This window comes from Symbioplanes lichenis (assembly GCF_030709675.1).
Taxonomy (GTDB): Bacteria; Actinomycetota; Actinomycetes; order Mycobacteriales; family Micromonosporaceae; genus Actinoplanes; species Actinoplanes lichenis.
On sequence record NZ_JAUZQD010000003.1, the window covers coordinates 200,703 to 218,305 of the forward strand.

Genomic DNA, 17,603 nt, shown 5'->3' on the forward strand with positions numbered 1-17,603 from the left:
GGGGATCTTGGAGAACATTGATCCCTTCATCGGCACCGCGGCGACCGATCTGCCGGCTCCGCGGGGGCTCGCGGCGGCCTGGTGGTGGCCCAAGCCGCAGGTCGGCAACACCCACCCCGGCGCCACGTCGCCGCTGGGCATGGTGTCGGCGTGCGCCTACTCAGGGGCCTATCCGACCGGGTACGGGCGCTATGCCAAGGGCACGGAGGGCGTACCCGAGGAGATGTTCGATCGTCTCCAGGCGTCCGGCTTCACGCATTTCCAGCAGTCGGGCACCGGCGCCATCCGCAAGTACTACAACTACGTGCGCGTGACGCCCATGGTGCAGCCGCTCGAGGCGCTCGGGCAGGCGTGGGCGTTGCACGACGAGCAGGCGAGTCCCGGCTACTACGCGGCGACCCTCGACACCGGGGTGCGCTGCGAGGTCACGGTCGGGGAGAAGGTGGCCGTGCACCGGTACACGTTCCCCGAGCAGCGCGACGCGCGGGTGGTCGTCGATCTGTCGCTCGGCGGGCTGGCGATCGATCTCGGCCAGACCGTGCCGCTGCGGGCCCAGGTCGAGAGCCTGGGGCAGGGCCGGGCGCAGGCCAGCGTCGTCATGGAGGGCGTGCCGCTGTCGGTCCATGTCGAGGTGGACAGCCCGGGCTGGCGGCAGAGCGTCTGGTACGACAAACGGCTCGTCGACGGCGGCACGCGCCTCGACTTCGACAGCATCCGGCAGACCACCCTGAAGCCGTTCGGGCTGGCCTTCTCCGGCGCGGCCCGGGCCGGGCGAACCATCGAGGTGCGGCTCGGCTTCTCGCTGCGCGGCGGCGACCAGGCCCGGGCGAACCTGGAACGGGAGTGCGGCGCCACCGGTCCCGCCTTCGACACCGTGCACGCGGCGACCCGGGCGCGGTGGCGCGAGCTGACCGGCAAGGTCACCGTCGACGGCGGTACGGACAACCGGCGCACGATCTTCTCGACGGCGCTTTACCACTCGCTCATCAAGCCGTGCGTCGCCGCGGACGAGAGCCCGTTCTGGCCGGCCGGCGGCCCGTACGCGTTCGACATCTGCACGATGTGGGACATCTACAAGACGCAGTTGCCCCTGCTGGCCGCGATCGCTCCCGAGCAGCATGCCGCCGTACTCGAATCGCTGGTCCGGGTGTGTGAGGAAGAGGGCAACTTTCCCATCGGCTATCGCATGGCCCGGGGCGCGGACCGGTTCTTCCGGCAGGCCAGCGCCCTCGCGCACACGGCCCTCGCCGACGCGCACGCGCTAGGCCGGACGGACATGGACTGGTCGTGGGCCCTGGTGCACATGGTCGACGACCTGCACCGCATGTACGGCGAGGACTTCTTCGCGCACGGCGTGGTGCACCCGATCACGCACACGCTCGACCTCGCGTACGGGCATCATTGCACCGCGCTGGTGGCCCGCGCCCTGAACGACCACCGCCTCGCCGCCGACCTGGCCGGGCGCAGCCGGGGCTGGATCAACGCGTTCGACCCGGCGACCGGGCTGCTGCGCGACTCGGAGTTCTACGAGGGCGGCAAGTGGAACTACTCGTTCCGGCTGGTGCACGACATGGCCGCGCGCATCGAGCTGGCCGGCGGCGAGAAGGCCTTCGCGGTGATGCTCGACAAGTTCTTCGGGTACGGCGCCGCCCCCGTCACGCAGCCCGGCGTGCGCCCGGGCCCCGAGGAGATGCGGCGCGGCTTCGCCCTTCACCGGTTCGAGGGGCTCAACAACGAGCCGGACATGGAAGCGCCCTGGGCCTATCACTACGCGGGGCGCCCCGACCGTACGGCCGAGGTGGTGCAGTCCGCTCTGACCTGGCAGTTCGGTCCGGGGCGGGGCGGCCTGCCGGGCAACGACGACTCCGGCGGGCTCAGTTCCTGGTACGTGTGGGCGTCGCTGGGCCTCTTCCCGGTGGCCGGGCAGAGCCTGTTCCTCGTCAACGCCCCGGCCTTCGAGCGGGCGGCGCTGACGATCGGCGACCGGGAGCTCGTGATCGAGACGAGCGGTCACCGGGAGACTCCGGTGAGTGCCGACGGCCTCGATCGCGACCCGCCGACACAATATGTTCAAGCGGCGACATTCAACGGGAAACCTTTGCGTGGTACACATCTGTCCGCCGCTGACGTGCACAAAGGCGGACGGTTGCACCTGGAGCTGGGTCCGGAGCCGTCCTCGTGGGCACACGGCGTGCGGCCACCGTCCGCTTCCCTTTAGGACCCGCCATGGAACAAGCTCCCCGCCGGCTCGTCATCGCCGTCCGGGCCGACCCGGTCATCTGCGGTCACTCCGGTGAGGCCCGCAACCTCGCCGAGGTCGCGCTCACCCGCGGCTTCACCGACGTCCGGCTGCTGACCTGGCCGATCGACGCCCTGGAGGCGGCCGGCCTGCCGCTCAAGCCGCTCGACCGGCTGCTGCCCTACAGCGACGGCATCACGGTCGAGCGCCCCGGGCCGGTCGGCGACTACCGGGTCCCGGACGGCCGGCACCTCGCGGGCCTGACCGGGCGCCTGGTCGAGCTGCTGGCCGAGCCGATCCCCACGGTGTGCCTGTCGATGTACCTCGTGCCGCACATGAACGTCATCATCGACGGCGTCAACGCTGCCCGGGCCGCCGGCTTCGCCCCGGACGTGCACACGATCGCCAAGGCCGTCGGCTCCGACGTCACCAACGTCATCAAGTCGTGCCTGCGCGACGGGAGCTTCGGCGCCGCGATCGCCCTGTTCACCACGTTCCTGGCCAACGACGAGGTCACGGCCGTCTCCGAGTACACCCGGGACGAGATCATCGCCGCCGCCGAGGAGGTCGACGCCCGGTGCGGCACCCGGTTCGCGGAGCAGTGCCGGTCCCGCGTGACCGTCAGCTATCCGCCGATCGACACGAGCGCCTATCTCGACCTCGACGACGACGCGGTCGACGCCGCGCTCGCCGCGCGGGGGCTGGAACGGGACGGCTACATCCTGTTCCTGTCCCGGGTCGCCCGGGCGAAGGGCATCTACGACCTCATTCCCGCGTACGGGCAGATGCGCTGCCGGGACGACGTGAAGCTGGTCGTGGCGGGCACCGGGCCGGCGCTCGAGCACGTGCGCGCGATGGCGGCCGAGGACGAGCGGATCCTGTTCTTCGACGACGTCGACGACACCGAGAAGGCGCTGCTCATGCGTGGCTGCGCGGCGTACGTGCTGCCGACCAAGCCGGAGCCGGAGTTCGTCGAGACGTTCGGCATCGCGCTGACCGAGAAGATGCTCGCCGGCGGCGGCCCGGTCATCACCACGATCACCGGCGGTACGGGCGAGGCGGTCGGCGACACGGCGATCATCGTGGAGCCGGGCGACGTGGTGGCGCTGGCCGAGGCGGTCGACGCCGCGGTGCTCGACATGTCCGCGGAGGAGCGGCTCGACCGGGAGAAGCGGGCCCGGGAGCATGCCCTGGCCTTCGACCGGGAGCGGGTCTTCGACGACTTGTTCGGGCGCTGACGTTCAGCGGGCTTTCAGGGGCGGTGGGGGACGATGAACGTCCCGCCACCCCTGGAGGCCCGTCATGCGTGTGCTCGTCGTCGACGACGAGAAGCTGCTCGCCCGTACCCTCAAACTGGGTCTGGAGGCCGAGGGCTTCGCGGTCGACGTCGCCCATGACGGCACCGACGGGTTGTGGCTGGCGCGCGAGAACCCCTACGACGCGATCGTGCTCGACCTCATGCTGCCGGGCGTCAACGGCTACCAGGTGTGCGCGACGCTGCGGGCCGAGCGCAACTGGACGCCGATCCTCATGCTCACCGCCAAGGACGGCGAGTGGGACCAGGTGGAGGGGCTGGACACCGGCGCGGACGACTATCTGACGAAGCCGTACTCGTTCCCGGTGCTCGTGGCCCGGCTGCGCGCGGTGGCCCGGCGGGGTGCGCGCGAGCGGCCGACGCTCATCGAGGTCGGCGACCTGCGCGTCGACCCCGCCGCCCGCCGGGTGTGGCGCGGCGGCGCGGAGATCGAGCTGACGGCCCGCGAGTTCTCGCTGCTCGCGTTTCTCGCCCGGCACCCCGGCCAGGTGGTGTCCAAGCGGCGCATCCTCGACGCGGTGTGGGACAACGACTTCGAGGGAGACCCCAACATCGTCGAGGTGTACGTCCGGCATCTGCGCACCAAGATCGGCCGCGACGTGATCGAGACGCTGCGCGGGGCGGGGTACCGGCTCGATGGCTAGAACCTCCGTGCAGGTGCGCACCACGTCGGCGGCCGTGCTCGTGGTGGCGGTCGCGCTGGTTCTCGGGGCGTTCGCGCTGGTCTTCCTGGTCCGGTCGTCGCTGCGCGAGGGGGCCGAGACGACGGCCGAGCAGCAGGCGGCCGCCCTGGCCCAGCAGATCTCGACGTCCGGCCTGCCCTCCTCGACCTCGGACGACTTCCCGTGGCGGGTGCTCGACGCCGAGGGCTCGGAAGTGCGTTCAACGCCCGATTTTTCGGATGAGTCGGACTTTTCGGTCAGCGAGGAGGCGGGGCCCTACACCGTCGTCGTGGGCGCGTCGCTCGAGGAGGTCGACGACTCCACCGAGGCCCTGACCACCCCGCTGCTCGTCGGCGTGCCCCTGCTCCTGCTCCTCGTCGGCGCCACGACCTGGATCGTCGCCGGCCGCGCCCTGGCCCCGGTCGAACGCATCCGCCGCGAGGTCGAGGAGATCACCGGCGACCGCCTCGACCGCCGCGTCCCCGAACCGGCGTCCCGCGACGAGATCGCCCGCCTGGCCCGCACCATGAACCAGATGCTCGTACGCCTGGAGACCGCCGCCACCCGCCAGCAGCAGTTCGTCGCCGACGCCTCCCACGAGCTCCGCTCCCCGCTGGCCGGCATCCGCCAGGCGGCCGAGGTCTCCCGGGCCCACCCGGACGCCCTGCCCCCCGGCGAGCTCGCCGACGCCGTCCTCCAGGAATCCGCCCGCCTGCAACGCCTGGTCGAACAACTCCTGACCCTGGCCCGCACCGGCTCCGCCCGCCCCACCACCGACGTCGACCTCGACGACCTGGCCCTCGCCGCCGCCCGCCGCATCCACCAGCTCTCCGTCGACACGACCGGCATCGGCCCCGCCCGGGTCCGCGGCGACGCGACCGCCCTCACCCAGGTCGTCCGCAACCTCACCGACAACGCCGCCCGCCACGCCACATCCACGGTCGCCGTGTCCGTCCGCACCCACGGCGACCAGGTTGAACTCCTGGTCGACGACGACGGCCCCGGCATCCCGCCCGGCCAGCGCACCCGCGTCTTCGAACGCTTCGTCCGCCTCGACGAGGCCCGCGCCCGCGACGAGGGCGGCAGCGGCCTCGGCCTCGCCATCGTCCACGACATCATCACCGCCGCCGGCGGCACGGTCACCATCTCACCCTCCCCCCACGGCGGCGCCCGCTTCACCGTCACCCTCCCGGCCGCATGACCTCTCCGCCCCAGGCCCGCAGCCGCGCCGTCCCGTCCGGTGTTGCCGGATTCCCGCTTACGGGTACTGCTGCACTGCGCCAGGCCAACGCCGATATCGACATGATCATGTCCGGACCAACTACGGGCTGCGTCACGACGCGTGTTTGCTCCCTTTGGCCGGCTCCACGCTCAGTGGCAGAGGAGTGTGTCGTGAGCATCTGCGCTCAGCGCGTATATCTGATGAGCTCCCAATACTGGTCTGTTGAGGTTTCCGCCCGTATTTTGCACGGTTTCACGGAAACGTGCTCGTTCGCGCCCAGGATATGTGAATACAACTAGCGGGCGGCGGCAAATTTCACTCGCCAGCGGTTCGTGAATCGGTCCCAGTCGAACTGGTAACCGGTTGCACGCTTGCGGTCACGCTCGTACTCGGCGTCCGCTTGTGCCCGCCTTCTGTTCGCCTCACGGAAGTCCGCACGCGCGGCCTCGATCCAGCGCAGCTTACCGTCGGGCGTCCGGGCCTCAGGGGCATCGCGTCGCATCCGGGCGGCATGGCTCAGAGCTTTTCCGAACGCTCGCCGGACCCCGTGCGCACGCCGGAAGCCCTCCTTCTCCCCGGAATAGTTGCGCCGCCGGGCCGAGTCGCGCAGCCACGCCAATTCGACAGCCGAGAATATTTCCGTCTGAACCCACCTCATTCTTTGATTCTTCTCCCGCGGCCGCAAGATCGGAAGTGGTGAGTACATGAGGGGCGCCACGCAGAATTGAATGGCAAATAGTGCACACCGGCAAGCCCGCAAGGCGGCGCGCTCGCCTGCCGTCTGTACGCCCGGGAAGCTGCGCCACATCGCGGCGTGAGGGGCCCGCCGGCCGCGCTCGTGAAGCGGTCGGGTGAGGTCGGCTCGTGGTCAGAGGTCGATGCCGGAGGGGGCGTCGGGGATGCGCCAGATCTCCACGCCGGTGGCGGTCAGGGTGCGGAGGTCGGGGACGGCGATGCCGGATCTTGCGCACAGCTCGCGCAGGGCGGAGGTGAAGCCCTGGGCGTCCGCGGTCACTTCCAGGAACTCGCCCCACGTGGTGTCCACCGTCAGCAGGGCCAGGCGCGGGTCGGCGGGCGCGAACTCGCCGGCCGACAGGGAGACGCGCAGGATGTCCTCCCAGGCGAGCTCGTCGACGGCGGTGGTGGCCGGGCGCATCTCCTTGCCGAACGCGGACAGCATCGGCTCGGTCACCGATGTCACGGTGATGCCGTTCCTGGTCACCTCGATGCGCTGCATGATCCCTCCAGCCTGCCACGGTGGCGGGCCGGCAGTGGTGACTGATTCGTCCCGGACGGGCGGGCAGCAAGCGGGCGGATCGGGCGCGAGAGTTGGGTTTCCGCAGGTCAGGGCGGTAGCGTCCGACGCTGATCTTCAGGGGGAGACGGAGGGGACGGCGCATGGTGTCGCGACGGGGAATGCTCACACTGGCGGCGCTGGCTGCTCTTCCGGCGGCTTGTTCGCGGCAGGCGCCCAGTTTGTCCGCGGCGCCCACGAGCGCGGCGCCCACCAGTGCGTCACCGTCGCCGTCCGCGTTCTCCAGTCTCGGGCCCGCCGCGACGGTCACCGCGTCGCCGAAGCCCACCCCGTCCGAGACCGAGAAGGCTGCCGCCGCTCAGAAGGTCAAGGACACCGGCCGCGGCGGGCCGGTGTCGCCGACGGCCGGGAAGGTGATGCTCGGGTCGTACCTCAGTCTCAGCGGCCGGTCGCAGAGCGAGAGCCTGGCGCTGCGCCGCTCCCAGCTCGGCCGCGACCAGCGCATCGTGCACCAGTTCTGGGCGTGGGACGAGAAGCTTCCGCGTACGCGCGCCGGTGTGCCGTCGGACAGCACGCTCATGATCTCGTGGCACGCGCCGGCGTGGTCGCGGATCACCGGCGGCGGGTCGGACCAGCTCATCGCCGCGGCCGCGCGCAACCTCGGCGCGCAGGGCAAGCCGCTGCTCGTGCGCTGGGCGTGGGAGATGAACGGCGACTGGTTCGAGTGGGGAGGAGCCAACAACGGCAAGGACCCCGGCGCGTACGTGACCGCGTGGCGCCGCATCCACCGTATCTTCGCCGAGGAGGGGGCGGACAACGTCTCCTGGGTGTGGAGCCCCAACTGGAACGACAGTCCGGCCGTCTCGTGGAACAAGATGCGCAACTACTACCCGGGCGATGACTACGTGGACTGGGTGGGCGTCTCGGGTTACGACTTCTACCAGGAGAAGCCGTCGACGCTGTTCGACCCGATCGTCGGGTCCTACGGGGCGAAGAAGCCGATCATCGTCAGCGAGACGGCGGCGATCGACTTCGGCGGCTCGACGAAGGCGGACTGGACCGACGACCTGAACGCGTACGCGCGGAGGACCCCGGAGATCAGCGCGCTCGTCTGGTTCGACACCGACACGCACAACGACACGAACTTCCGCATCGACAGCACGCCGGGCGCCCTGGCCGCGTACCGGAGAATGGCTCGGAATTCGCACTTCGAGGGCTGACCTGTTCACCTGGCGTCATCTACCGTCGGGGCATGGACGATCGCCCGCTGCTCGCCGTCGCCCACCGCGCCGGCAACCGCATCGCTGACCTCCGGGCCGCGCTCGCGGCCGGGGTCGATCTGGTCGAGGCCGACATCCACCTCTACCGGGGTGCGCTCGAGGTCCGCCACCGCAAGGCCCTCGGCCGGCACTACTACTACGAGAAGTGGACCGACCTGTCCCGCCGCCGCGACATCGTCGTCCCCGAGCTGCCGGAGCTCCTCGCCGTCGCCGCCGGTGACCCGCGCCTGCTGCTCGACCTCAAGGGCCCGTCCCTGGCCGTCGCCCCGGCCGTCGCCGCGATGCTGCGCGACCGGGCCCCCGGCGTCCCGGTCGCCGTCTGCACCAAGCAGTGGCGCATGCTCGACGCCTTCACCGACGACCCGAACGTCCGCCGCGTCTACTCGGCGAGCGACCCGCTGCAGCTGGCCCGCCTCCGCGCCCGCCTCCGCCGGGGTCCCGTCCACGGCGTCTCCGTCCGCCTGAGCCTCCTCACGGCGCCGATCGTCGCCGAGCTCCGCCGCTCCACCGACCTGGTCCTCGCCTGGTCGGTCGACACCGAGGAAGCCCTCGCCCACGCCCGCCGCGCCGGCGTCACGGGCGTCATCAGCAAGAACATGTCGATCCTGACCCGCCTGGTCGCCGAGCGCGACGCCCGCCCCGCGGCGGCCGCCCTGCCGCCCGCGCCGCTTCCTCCGCCGCTGCGAGCACCCCGCCCGCGGTCCCTGCGACGGCGAACGATGACCGGGTAGGACGGCCTCGCCCGGCCCTCGTCCCGTCAGGGCTGTCGTACCCCGGGGCGTTCCAGCAGGAGAAAACCGCTGTCCTGCACCAGGATCCGGTATCCGCCGGCGATCGCCCGGTCGGTCAGCAGCCGCTGGGCGTCCAGGCTGAGGGGAAAACCGGGCCGCGTCGTGTCGACCAGGATGTAGTCGGGCGCGGGTCGGGCCGCGGTGGTCCCCACCAGGCGTACCTCGGCCCGGGCGGTCAAGTGGGGGACAAGATGGTTGGCGGCGTCGACGGTCACGTCGTCCGGTATCCGGTGCAGGACCCGGTGGGCGGCGGCGATCCGCGGGTCGGGTCGCCAGGAATGCACCTCGACGAGCCGGACCAGCGGTGACCAAGGGAGCAACGCGAGCGTCACGGCAAGTCCCGCGGCAAGGGGAGGCGTGAGCCGGTGACCGGAGATCCGCCACCGGCGCAGGCCGTCGGCGAAGGTCAGGGACGCGATCGGCATCAGCACCGCGCTGTAGTGGAATCCGGTGCCCCAGTAGTTCGCGTTGTCCGACATGAAACGCCAGGCCAGAGTGGGCAGGACGACCCATGACAACGGTGATCGCAGCGCGAGTAGTGCGGTCGGCGCGAGCAGCACGAGGACTGTCGTCGCCTTGATCGGCGCGCCCGTGACGGCGGTGGCGAACAACCCGGCACCGTGCGTGGTCGTGTAGGCATAGGTGGCGTTCGGATTCAGGGCGGGGATGACGACCAGCACGGCCAGCAGCGTGCCGGCGATGCCGAAGGCGGCCAGCGCCACTCCTGCCCGGCGGGCACCTCGCACGGCCAGGAGCACGCCGATGACCGCCACGGTCAACCCGAGATCTTCCTTGACCAGCACCAGCGGCAGCGCCCACAGAGCTGTAGCGGTGTGCCGCCCCTCGGCCAGGGCGCCCAGGCTGAAGGCCAGCAGTGGTACCGCCAGACAGATCTCGTGGAAGTCGAAGCCGACTGCGTGCCCGATGCCGGAGGACAACCCGTACCCGGCCGCCACGACGAGGGCGACGGTGCCGCCCAGCACCCGGTGGGCGTACCGGATGATCGGCACGACGGCGACAGCGAACAGCAACGCCTGGGCGACGAGCAGGGTCAGCGGCGAGGGAAAGATCCGGTAGGCCGGGGCCAGCACGACGAGGGCGGGCGAGAAGTGATCTCCCAGCTGCGGGAAGTGTTCCCCTTTGAGCGCGGTCAGCCCCGGGCGCCCCTGCGTGTACGAGCGGACGACCTGCTCGAAGATGCCCAGGTCGAAACCGGTGGTCCGGAACCGCAGATGGGCCAGGACGGCACAGGTGCCGTAGACCACGGCCAGGGTCGCGGCGGCGATCCAGGCGAGCAGGCGGCTCGCCGACGAATTGATCATCGGGCGAGAGTCGGCTCCGGGGGCTGACCGGAAGCTGACCGATGCTGATTTCTCGATCAGCCGGCCGATGTGCCGCCGTGTCATGCTCGTGGCCATGCGTCTGCTGGTGGTCGACGACGAACCGGAACTCACCGAGATCCTGCGGCGCGGGTTGCTCGCCGAAGGCTGGACGGTGGACGTCGCCCACGACGGGCCGGCGGCGCTGGACCTGGCCCGGTTCGAGGAGTACGCGGCGATCGTGCTGGATCTGATGCTGCCCGGCCTGAACGGCTACCAGGTGTGCGCGACGCTGCGCCGGGAGCGGATCCGCACCCCGATCCTGGTCCTCACCGCCAAGGACGGGGACTTCGACCAGATCGAGGCGCTGGACACCGGTGCCGACGACTACCTGGCCAAGCCGTTCTCCTACCCGGTACTGGTGGCCCGGCTGCGGGCCCTGCTGCGGCGGGGGCCGGTCATGGCAGAGGCGCAGACAGCGGTGGGCGACCTGTCGCTCAACCGGACCACGCACCGGTGTCACCGTGCCGGAGTGCCGATCGCGCTGACGCCGCGCGAGTTCGCCGTCCTGGATCTGCTGGCCCGCAAACCGGGGATCCCGGTCTCCAAGACCGAGATCCTGCGACAGGTGTGGCCGGACGACGCCGAGGACCCCAACCTGGTCGAAGCGCGGATCAGCGTCCTGCGCCGGAAGATCGACACCCCGTTCGGCCGCACCACGCTGCGCACGGTCCGCGGGCTCGGGTACCGGCTGGTCGACGACCGGGGCGGCCATGATTAGCCGGCTGCGGCGGGTCGAGTCCCGAGCGGCTCTCACCGCCATCGGGGTCATGACCGCTGTCGTCGCCGCCGTCATCGCCTCCCTGTGGGCCGTGGCCGGGTTCGCGTCCTTCACGCTGCGGGCGGAATGGTCCGACACGTTGTCCGCTGCGGCCGCGTCGGCGTCGCCGGCTGTTGCCCAGGTCCTCATGCTGCTGGCGCCACTCATGGTGGTGACGGTGGCAGCGATTGCCTGGTACGCGACCCGCCGTGCGCTACGGCCGGTCAAACGGGTGCGGATCCGTGCCGCCCAGCTCATGGTGGCGGACCCGAGCGGGCGGGTGGAGGTGCCGGAGACCGGGGGCGAGATCGCCGCGCTCGCCGAGGTGGTCAACGGCACCCTTGCCCGGGCGCAGCGCGCCGGGGACGCCCAGCGCCGGCTGGTCGCCGATGCCGCCCACGAGCTGCGCAGCCCCTTGGCCGTCCTGCAGGCGGGACTGGACGTAGCCCTCGCCTACCCGGACCGCACCGACTGGCGCCGGACCGTGGTCACCGCGGCCGAGCAGGTCGGCCGGTTGACCGCGCTCACCGATGACCTGTTGCTCATGGCGCAGCTCGACGCGGGCAGAGGAACGCCGGTACCGCCCTCTCCGGTGGACGTGCCCGCGACGCTGATCCGGCTCGCCGGCGAAGCTGAGGTCGTCGGCCGCGACGTCCGGGTGTCCGTCCTCGACCCGGTGCCTCTGCTGGTCCTCATCGACCGCACCGCGTTCGAACGGATCGTGCGGAACCTGCTCGACAACGCTGTGCGACACGCGGCCGCCGTGGTCGAGGTCCGGGCCGCAACCGGCACGCGCCGCCTGCGTGTCAGCGTCGCCGACGACGGCCCCGGCATTCCCGGGGCCGACCAGGACCGGATCTTCGAACGATTCACCCGCCTCGGTGACGCGCGCGACCGGCACCGGGGCGGCACCGGTCTCGGCCTGGCCATCGCCCGCGAACTGGCCCACCGCCTCGGCGGCACCCTCGTCGTCGCCGGCAGCGAGGCGTCCGGAGCGACCTTCACGCTCGACCTGCCGGCTGACGCCCTGGACGAGTCACCGGGCACCTGAGTGCCACGGCGGGTCGGGCGCGGGGCCGGTCCACGGGGTTGTTCCGGGCAGGATTCCTGTTCGGGCCCCCGGCGACCCACGGCGTGAGAGCGTCGGGGGAGGGGCCGGGAAGCGCGGGAGGACAGCCATGGTCACGGTGCCGGCGGGCAGCACGCTCACGTTGCGGTGCCCGGGGGAGCCCGGCCTGGTGCTCATCTCGCTGGCCGAGGTGCGGGCGGAGTTCGTCGGTCGGTTGCCGCCCGTGCCGGTGCTCAGCCTGGACGGGCCCGGCACCCGGCGGTACGGGATCCTCGAGCTGGTCAGCAGCGCCGGCGTCACGTGGGTCGAGGCGGAGTTGCGGGACGGGTTGCTGACGGTGAGCGGGGATCCGGACACCGACGTGGTGCAGCGGCGGGGTGCGGCGCGCAGGCCCGGGGCGTACGCCGCCACGGGCACCGCGCAGCTCGACGCGGAGCCGGGGCGGCGGCTGGTCAAGGTGAGCGGGCAGGTCGAGGACGTGTCGACCACCGGGTTGCTGCTGCGGGCGAGCGGGCCGGTGAGTGCGCACCTGCCGGCGGGCGTCGTACGTACTCTGCTGCACATCAGTATGCCGTGGGGCGACATGACCGCGGCCGTGACGCCGGTGGAGCAGCGGGCCGATCAGTTGCGCGGCACATATGAATGGATCGACCCGGCCGACGCGGCCGCGCTTCAGGAGTACTGCCGAGTACCATCGGCCGATGGCTGACGCCGACGACGTACGCAGGATCGCTCTCGCGCTGCCGGACGCGGTCGAGATCGAGAGTCCCGGGTTCGACTTCCGGGTGGGCGGGCACGGCTTCGTCTGGTCCTATCCGGAGCGTCGCCCGGGGCAGCCGCGCGTCATCCGTACGGACATCGCGGTCCTGTATGTCGGCGACGAGGCGGAGAAGCAGGCCCTCGTGCTCGGCGAGCCGGACCTGTTCTTCACCGTCCCCGGTTACGAGGGCCTGCCGCTGGCGATGCTGCGGCTGCCCGAGGTCTCCGTCGACCGGCTGACCGAGCTGATCACCGACGCGTGGCGGATGCGAGCGTAGGCACGTCGACGTCGAGGGCGCGCAGCAGCCGGACGGCCCGGTTGTCCTCGTGGGCGAGGAGGCGGCGCAGCAGCTCCGCCGTGTCGGCCGGCCAGTTCCGCCCGTACTTGAGCAGGGTCTTGACCTCGACGGCGTCGCTGCCCAGGTCGCGCGCCGCCGCGGCATCGGCCAGCGTCGCGGCGTCGAACCCGGCCCCGGCGAGGGCCTGCGCGCCGTCGTACTGTCCCGCGTCGGCCTCGGCCAGCAGATGGGGGTACGCCTGAGCGACCTCGTGGACGCCGAGCAGCGCGACGAGCAGATCGTCGGTCCGGGGCTCGCGCGTGGTCCGCTCCGCCTCCAGCTTGGCCCACAGCACCGGCGTCTTCGCCCAGTTGGGCCGCATCGCGACGGCGATCGCCAGCGACAGGTTGCGCAGCCCGGGATTGCGATACTTCGTCCGGCCGATCAGGTGGTCCCGCGCCGCCTCCAGCCGAGCCGGCACTTGCACCGGCCGCAGGTCGACGTCGACCCCGCAAGCCCGGATCATCCGTACGGCGAGGGAGTCCTCGTCCCGCAGCAGCGCCGTGAGCAACGTCCCGGGCTCCGGCTCACCGGACAGGGAGAGCTCCAGCGCCGCCACCGCCGCCCGGCTCACCTGCTCGGTCCGGCCGATCTCGGGGAAGCGCACGGGCACCGCGTCGCCCTCCGGAAGCTCGGAGAATCCGCTGCGCAACTGGGTGACGAGCACGGTCCGGGTCAGCCCGGCGGCCTCGAGCCGCTCCCGCGCCCCCGACTTGGCGATCGCCAGCCCGATGAGCAGATGATGCGTGCCGATCACGCCGGTCCCGCCACTGTGGGCCCGCGCGGCGCCGACGACGTCGTTGGTCCGGTTGTCTCCGGTGAACTCGGTGAGCATGCGAACCAAGGTAGGGGCGGCCGGGCCCCCCGCGCGTCGGACCGAGGACAGATCTTCGCCTATGCCTTGAGGCATAGCGCGCCGCGGGTGCATCGTGAGGGGCGAGGAGGTGGCTCCCATGGGCGGTGAGCTGCGACTGCACCTGGTCGAGGAGGGTGCCGGCGACGAGCGGACGGACGAGCTGACCCGGTTGCTGCGGGCCGAGCTGCGCCGGCTGGACGTGGAGGACGTCCGGGCCCCGGCGGGAGAGGCCGCCCCGCCCGGCGCCCGGGGCCTCGACGCGGAGGCGGCCGGGGCGCTGCTGATCAGCCTGGGACCGGCGGCGGACTCGTTGCGTGCGGTCGTGGGGACGCTGCGGCAGTGGCTCGGGCGCGGGGGAGGGGTGCGCCGCACGGTGCGCATGGAGCTCGACGGCGACGTGCTGGAGCTGTCCGAGGTGTCCGCCGGGGAGCAGCAGCGGCTGATCGACCTGTTCGTCGGCCGGTACGCGGCGCGGGACGACCCGCGATGACCGGCGCCCGGCGGGCCCTGCTCGTCGCCAACGACACGTACGAGCATGAGGGGCTGGAGCGGCTGCACGCCCCGGCGGCCGACGTGCGGGCGCTGGCCGGGGTGCTCGGCGACCCGGGGATCGGCGGCTTCGACGTCCGGGTGGTGCGCGACGAGCCCGCGCACACGATCCAGCGCGAGATCGAGGACATGCTCGCCGACAGCCGCGCCGGCGACGTGGTGCTGCTGCACTTCTCGTGCCACGGGCTCAAGAGCGACTCCGGCGAGCTGTTCTTCGCCGCGCGCACCACCCGCCCCGACCGCCTCGCCTCCACGGCCGTCCCGGCTGACTTCGTGCAGCGCTGCATGCGTACGAGCCGAAGTCGCACTGTGGTGTTGTTCCTGGACTGTTGTTACGGCGGGGCGTTCGGCCGGGGCGTGACGGTCCGGGCCGGCGGGGCCGTCGACGTGCTCGACAGCTTCGCGGCCGCCCGGGCCGGAGGCGGGCGCGGGCGTGCGGTCATCACCGCCTCGAGCGCCATGGAGTACGCCTTCGAGGGCGACCACCTGGCCGGAAGCCCCGTGCCGAGGCCGTCGGTCTTCACGTCGGCGCTGGTGGAGGGCCTGTCCACCGGTCTCGCCGACCGCAACGGGGACGGCTGGGTGTCGCTCGACGAGCTGTACGACTACGTCTTCGACAAGGTCCGCGAACGCACCCCGCACCAGACCCCCAGCCGGTACGTGGAGATGCAGGGCGACCTCTACCTGGCCCGGACCCCGGACAGCCCGGCGCCGCCGCCTCCTCCGGTCGAGGAACCGCCGGTACGAAGCCGGCAGTGGTGGCCCTGGGCCGTGTCGGCCGCGGTGGCGCTCGCCGCGGCCGCCGTGCTCACCGTGGTCCTGACCGGGGACTCCGGCGACGATCCGCCCGCCGCGCGGGGCGACGCGGACCGGCTCACGGCCACGGCCCCCTGGCGGCTGCGGGTCCGCGACAACATCCAAGGACACGATTCCGGCTGTACGGTCACCATGACCCACGACGCGAGCGGGAGCCCGGTCGACGTGCCCGCCGAGGTCTACGGCACCATCCAGGTCCAGGTGCACCAGTCGGGCACGTTCACGTGGCGCGCCAACGACAAGGGTTGCCTGGTGATCCCGTACGCCGGGGCGGGTGAGGTGGCCCTGCCCTTCGCCAAGAACATGAACGGCGACACCGACGCCTTCACCGTGGCCGGGCGGGTCGCCGTCGAGGTGACCGACTTCCAGGGCAACCCCGAGTGCGAGGTCGTCCTGCACGACGCCGCGACCGGCGACCCGGCCGACTTCGGCTCGGCGACGCCGGACAGCGGTCGCCTGGTGCTCGACCCGGGTGGCCGCACCCAGGTCTACGTCGCCGGCCGCTACTGCGTCCTGCGCGTCACCGCCGCCTGACGACGTCCGCGCGGGGGCGGGCACAATGGGAGCGTGACGACTCCGACTTTCGTGTACGACGGCGACTGCGCGTTCTGCACCACCTGCGCCGAGTTCGTGCAGAAGCGCATCCCGACGCTGGCGACCGTGGTCCCGTGGCAGTTCGCCGACCTCGGCGCGCTCGGGCTGACGCAGGAGCAGTGCGAGGAGGCCGTCCAGTGGGTCGGGGCCGACGGGGTGACCGCCTCGGGGCCGGAAGCGATCGGGCTCATGCTGCGGGACGCGGGCCGGTGGTGGGAGCTGGCCGGCACGACGCTCGGGTGGAGCCCGGTGCGCGCGGTGGCGTGGCCGGCCTACCGGTGGGTGGCCGAGCACCGGCACATGATGCCCGGCGGGACCGCGGCGTGCGCGTTGCCGCAGGCCCAGCGCGAGGCGCTCGGTCACACCACCAGGTCGGTCTGAGCCTTCCGCCGCCGGGGCAGGCGCAGCTTCTCCAGCGGCAGGAAGCTGCCCATCGCCGCCAGGTGCGGGGCGAACGAGATGGTGATCGCCGAGAAGGTCGCCAGGTGGAACGCGTAGAAGAAGGCGACGATCCGCGTCCGCCACTTCGGCGGCACGAAGAAGACGACCGGGCTCAGCAGCTCGAAGGCCATGATGCCGAACTGCGACAGGATCAGCAGCCCGGGCACCCCGGCGATCTGGTCGGCGAACCAGGTTCCGCGCCGGATGATGGCCTGGGCCAGCACCGAGCTGGTCACCCAGTCCAGCCCGCCGAAGCGCACCTTCGCGAACGCCGCCAGGAAGTACGTGGCGATGACCGCCAGCTGCGTGATCCGCAGCGCCCACCCGCCGGCCTCGGTGAGCTCCGGATCGCGGTGCCGGGCGCGCCCCGCCGTCGGCAGCACCGCCAGCGCGACGAGCAGGCCGACCCGGTCGTGATCGACCTTGCCGTAGCTCATCGCGATGATCATCCACTCGAAGTACAACAAAAAGACCGGCCAGCCCAGCAGCCGCGGCGCGCGCCCGCTCGCCGCCGCGAGGGCCAGGACGAGCAAAATCCAGAAGACGCCGTGTACGAGCCACGGGGTCGGCGTGGGCAGCGGCAGGATCCGCCCGATCAGCAGCGGCTGGTAGAGGTCGCCCGGAGTGTCGGCGTGCGAGCGTACCCACGGGGTGAACACCACGAGGTCCGCCGCCACGAACAGGTAGACCAGGGTGCGGAACGCCGCGATGCGTCCCTTCGGCACGGGCTCGGTGAGCCAGCGGGTCAGGCGCCCGGTCACGGCCGCACCCAGTCCGCGACGACCTCGTCCCGCCAGGTGCCGACCGGCCGGCTGTTCTCGACGTCGTGCCACCGGATGACGATCCGGACCTCGCGCAGCGGCGGTGCGGCGGGACTGCTCTCGGCGTACGCGTCGGCGACCTGCTGGAGGCGTGCGGGCTCTTGCTCGTACGCGGCCTGCTGTCCCTCGATCTCGGCCCGCCGGATGCCGGTGTTCGCCTCGGTGAGCGCCACCGTCCGCCCGTTCGCGTCGACCCCCTCGACCCGCGTGTCCTTGGCGTCACCGTCCGGGTCGGGCGCCGTCGAGTACATCCGGAACGGCCCGAACGGGAAGTCGTCGTCCTGCCCCCAGAAGGTGCCCGCGAGTAGCAGAACCACCCCCGCCAGGGTGCACGTCACACGCAGCCGGCGGCCACGCTCGGTGAGCTGAGACATCAGCGCAATCTAGTGCCCGCCGGCAACAGTCCCGCACCCGACCGGCGACCTTCACTGTTCCGTGATGAGATCGCTCGCTGGGC

The 17,603-nt window shown here is 71.8% G+C and carries 19 protein-coding genes; 13 read left to right on the top strand and 6 right to left on the bottom strand.

Annotated elements, in window-relative coordinates; genetic code table 11:
* The first annotated feature begins 7 nt into the window (after positions 1–7).
* The 4 genes from RAN62_RS08100 (at position 8) to RAN62_RS08115 (ending at position 5,417) form a co-directional block, all read left to right on the top strand.
* Entirely contained in the window at positions 8–2,218 is a 2,211-nt protein-coding gene (locus RAN62_RS08100) for a glycoside hydrolase domain-containing protein (RefSeq protein WP_305783880.1), read from the top strand.
* A gap of 8 nt (positions 2,219–2,226) precedes the next feature.
* A complete protein-coding gene (locus RAN62_RS08105; RefSeq protein ID WP_305783881.1) occupies positions 2,227–3,477 on the top strand; it encodes a glycosyltransferase family 4 protein in 1,251 nt (416 codons plus the stop codon).
* A 64-nt stretch (positions 3,478–3,541) separates the two neighbouring features.
* Entirely contained in the window at positions 3,542–4,198 is a 657-nt protein-coding gene (locus RAN62_RS08110) for a response regulator transcription factor (RefSeq protein WP_305783882.1), read from the top strand.
* Complete coding sequence (locus tag RAN62_RS08115; protein ID WP_305783883.1) at positions 4,191–5,417, top strand: sensor histidine kinase; 1,227 nt, start codon at positions 4,191–4,193, stop codon at positions 5,415–5,417. Before RAN62_RS08110 ends, RAN62_RS08115 begins: the two co-directional genes overlap by 8 nt.
* A gap of 316 nt (positions 5,418–5,733) precedes the next feature.
* Here the strand turns inward: RAN62_RS08115 and RAN62_RS08120 are convergent, their stop codons facing one another.
* On the bottom strand, positions 5,734–6,096 hold the full coding sequence (locus RAN62_RS08120) for a hypothetical protein (RefSeq protein ID WP_305783884.1): 363 nt from the start codon (positions 6,094–6,096) through the stop codon (positions 5,734–5,736).
* 210 nt (positions 6,097–6,306) lie between these two features.
* Positions 6,307–6,675, bottom strand: coding sequence for a hypothetical protein (locus tag RAN62_RS08125; protein WP_305783885.1), 369 nt, complete (start codon positions 6,673–6,675; stop codon positions 6,307–6,309).
* A 161-nt stretch (positions 6,676–6,836) separates the two neighbouring features.
* Here RAN62_RS08125 and RAN62_RS08130 point away from each other — a divergent pair, with 161 nt between their 5' ends.
* Together RAN62_RS08130 and RAN62_RS08135 are read left to right on the top strand one after the other, a co-directional pair.
* Complete coding sequence (locus RAN62_RS08130) at positions 6,837–7,913, top strand: glycoside hydrolase family 26 protein (RefSeq protein ID WP_305783886.1); 1,077 nt, start codon at positions 6,837–6,839, stop codon at positions 7,911–7,913.
* Positions 7,914–7,945: 32 nt separating this feature from the next.
* A complete protein-coding gene (locus tag RAN62_RS08135) occupies positions 7,946–8,704 on the top strand; it encodes a glycerophosphodiester phosphodiesterase (protein ID WP_305783887.1) in 759 nt (252 codons plus the stop codon).
* Positions 8,705–8,730: 26 nt separating this feature from the next.
* Here the strand turns inward: RAN62_RS08135 and RAN62_RS08140 are convergent, their stop codons facing one another.
* Positions 8,731–10,086 carry a DUF2079 domain-containing protein gene (locus RAN62_RS08140; RefSeq protein WP_305783888.1) on the bottom strand — a complete coding sequence of 452 codons (1,356 nt, stop codon included), beginning with the start codon at positions 10,084–10,086 and terminating at the stop codon, positions 8,731–8,733.
* 94 nt (positions 10,087–10,180) lie between these two features.
* Between RAN62_RS08140 and RAN62_RS08145 the strand changes: the two genes are divergently transcribed.
* The 4 genes from RAN62_RS08145 to RAN62_RS08160 all read left to right on the top strand — a co-directional run bounded on the left by RAN62_RS08145 (position 10,181) and on the right by RAN62_RS08160 (position 13,009).
* Entirely contained in the window at positions 10,181–10,864 is a 684-nt protein-coding gene (locus RAN62_RS08145) for a response regulator transcription factor (RefSeq protein WP_305783889.1), read from the top strand.
* Between the two features lie 49 nt (positions 10,865–10,913).
* Entirely contained in the window at positions 10,914–11,954 is a 1,041-nt protein-coding gene (locus RAN62_RS08150; RefSeq protein WP_305783890.1) for a sensor histidine kinase, read from the top strand.
* A gap of 127 nt (positions 11,955–12,081) precedes the next feature.
* A complete protein-coding gene (locus tag RAN62_RS08155; protein WP_305783891.1) occupies positions 12,082–12,681 on the top strand; it encodes a hypothetical protein in 600 nt (199 codons plus the stop codon).
* Positions 12,674–13,009, top strand: coding sequence for an MmcQ/YjbR family DNA-binding protein (locus RAN62_RS08160; protein WP_305783892.1), 336 nt, complete (start codon positions 12,674–12,676; stop codon positions 13,007–13,009). The genes RAN62_RS08155 and RAN62_RS08160 overlap by 8 nt, the downstream gene beginning before the upstream one ends.
* Here RAN62_RS08160 and RAN62_RS08165 read toward each other — a convergent pair.
* Positions 12,981–13,904: a Clp protease N-terminal domain-containing protein gene (locus RAN62_RS08165; protein ID WP_305783893.1), complete on the bottom strand. Its 924-nt coding sequence runs from the start codon at positions 13,902–13,904 to the stop codon at positions 12,981–12,983. The genes RAN62_RS08160 and RAN62_RS08165 overlap by 29 nt on opposite strands.
* A 118-nt stretch (positions 13,905–14,022) precedes the next feature.
* Between RAN62_RS08165 and RAN62_RS08170 the strand changes: the two genes are divergently transcribed.
* From RAN62_RS08170 to RAN62_RS08180, 3 genes are read left to right on the top strand one after another with little or no spacing between them, the layout of a single operon-like run.
* Positions 14,023–14,415 carry a hypothetical protein gene (locus RAN62_RS08170; RefSeq protein WP_305783894.1) on the top strand — a complete coding sequence of 131 codons (393 nt, stop codon included), beginning with the start codon at positions 14,023–14,025 and terminating at the stop codon, positions 14,413–14,415.
* Positions 14,412–15,824 (top strand): caspase family protein, encoded by a 1,413-nt coding sequence (locus RAN62_RS08175; RefSeq protein ID WP_305783895.1) that lies wholly within the window; start codon positions 14,412–14,414, stop codon positions 15,822–15,824. The genes RAN62_RS08170 and RAN62_RS08175 overlap by 4 nt, the downstream gene beginning before the upstream one ends.
* Positions 15,825–15,857: 33 nt before the next feature.
* Complete coding sequence (locus RAN62_RS08180; RefSeq protein WP_305783896.1) at positions 15,858–16,265, top strand: thiol-disulfide oxidoreductase DCC family protein; 408 nt, start codon at positions 15,858–15,860, stop codon at positions 16,263–16,265.
* On the opposite strand, the gene RAN62_RS08185 is transcribed toward RAN62_RS08180, so the two are convergent.
* Together RAN62_RS08185 and RAN62_RS08190 are read right to left on the bottom strand one after the other, a co-directional pair.
* A complete protein-coding gene (locus RAN62_RS08185; RefSeq protein WP_305783897.1) occupies positions 16,244–17,086 on the bottom strand; it encodes an MFS transporter permease in 843 nt (280 codons plus the stop codon). The two genes, RAN62_RS08180 and RAN62_RS08185, sit on opposite strands and share 22 nt — an antisense overlap.
* On the bottom strand, positions 17,083–17,520 hold the full coding sequence (locus tag RAN62_RS08190; protein ID WP_305783898.1) for a hypothetical protein: 438 nt from the start codon (positions 17,518–17,520) through the stop codon (positions 17,083–17,085). Before RAN62_RS08190 ends, RAN62_RS08185 begins: the two co-directional genes overlap by 4 nt.
* Positions 17,521–17,603 lie beyond the last annotated feature (83 nt).

Excerpts from the sequence above, each read along its gene's own strand:
- RAN62_RS08140 (WP_305783888.1), bottom strand. The coding sequence starts at position 10,086 with ATGATCAATTCGTCGGCGAGCCGCCTGCTCGCCTGGATCGCCGCCGCG.
- RAN62_RS08150 (WP_305783890.1), top strand. The coding sequence starts at position 10,914 with ATGACCGCTGTCGTCGCCGCCGTCATCGCCTCCCTGTGGGCCGTGGCC.
- RAN62_RS08155 (WP_305783891.1), top strand. The coding sequence starts at position 12,082 with ATGGTCACGGTGCCGGCGGGCAGCACGCTCACGTTGCGGTGCCCGGGG.
- RAN62_RS08175 (WP_305783895.1), top strand. The coding sequence starts at position 14,412 with ATGACCGGCGCCCGGCGGGCCCTGCTCGTCGCCAACGACACGTACGAG.
- RAN62_RS08135 (WP_305783887.1), top strand. The coding sequence starts at position 7,946 with ATGGACGATCGCCCGCTGCTCGCCGTCGCCCACCGCGCCGGCAACCGC.
- RAN62_RS08190 (WP_305783898.1), bottom strand. The coding sequence starts at position 17,520 with ATGTCTCAGCTCACCGAGCGTGGCCGCCGGCTGCGTGTGACGTGCACC.
- RAN62_RS08120 (WP_305783884.1), bottom strand. The coding sequence starts at position 6,096 with ATGAGGTGGGTTCAGACGGAAATATTCTCGGCTGTCGAATTGGCGTGG.
- RAN62_RS08165 (WP_305783893.1), bottom strand. The coding sequence starts at position 13,904 with ATGCTCACCGAGTTCACCGGAGACAACCGGACCAACGACGTCGTCGGC.
- RAN62_RS08130 (WP_305783886.1), top strand. The coding sequence starts at position 6,837 with ATGGTGTCGCGACGGGGAATGCTCACACTGGCGGCGCTGGCTGCTCTT.
- RAN62_RS08105 (WP_305783881.1), top strand. The coding sequence starts at position 2,227 with ATGGAACAAGCTCCCCGCCGGCTCGTCATCGCCGTCCGGGCCGACCCG.
- RAN62_RS08145 (WP_305783889.1), top strand. The coding sequence starts at position 10,181 with ATGCGTCTGCTGGTGGTCGACGACGAACCGGAACTCACCGAGATCCTG.
- RAN62_RS08160 (WP_305783892.1), top strand. The coding sequence starts at position 12,674 with ATGGCTGACGCCGACGACGTACGCAGGATCGCTCTCGCGCTGCCGGAC.
- RAN62_RS08125 (WP_305783885.1), bottom strand. The coding sequence starts at position 6,675 with ATGCAGCGCATCGAGGTGACCAGGAACGGCATCACCGTGACATCGGTG.
- RAN62_RS08115 (WP_305783883.1), top strand. The coding sequence starts at position 4,191 with ATGGCTAGAACCTCCGTGCAGGTGCGCACCACGTCGGCGGCCGTGCTC.
- RAN62_RS08110 (WP_305783882.1), top strand. The coding sequence starts at position 3,542 with ATGCGTGTGCTCGTCGTCGACGACGAGAAGCTGCTCGCCCGTACCCTC.
- RAN62_RS08170 (WP_305783894.1), top strand. The coding sequence starts at position 14,023 with ATGGGCGGTGAGCTGCGACTGCACCTGGTCGAGGAGGGTGCCGGCGAC.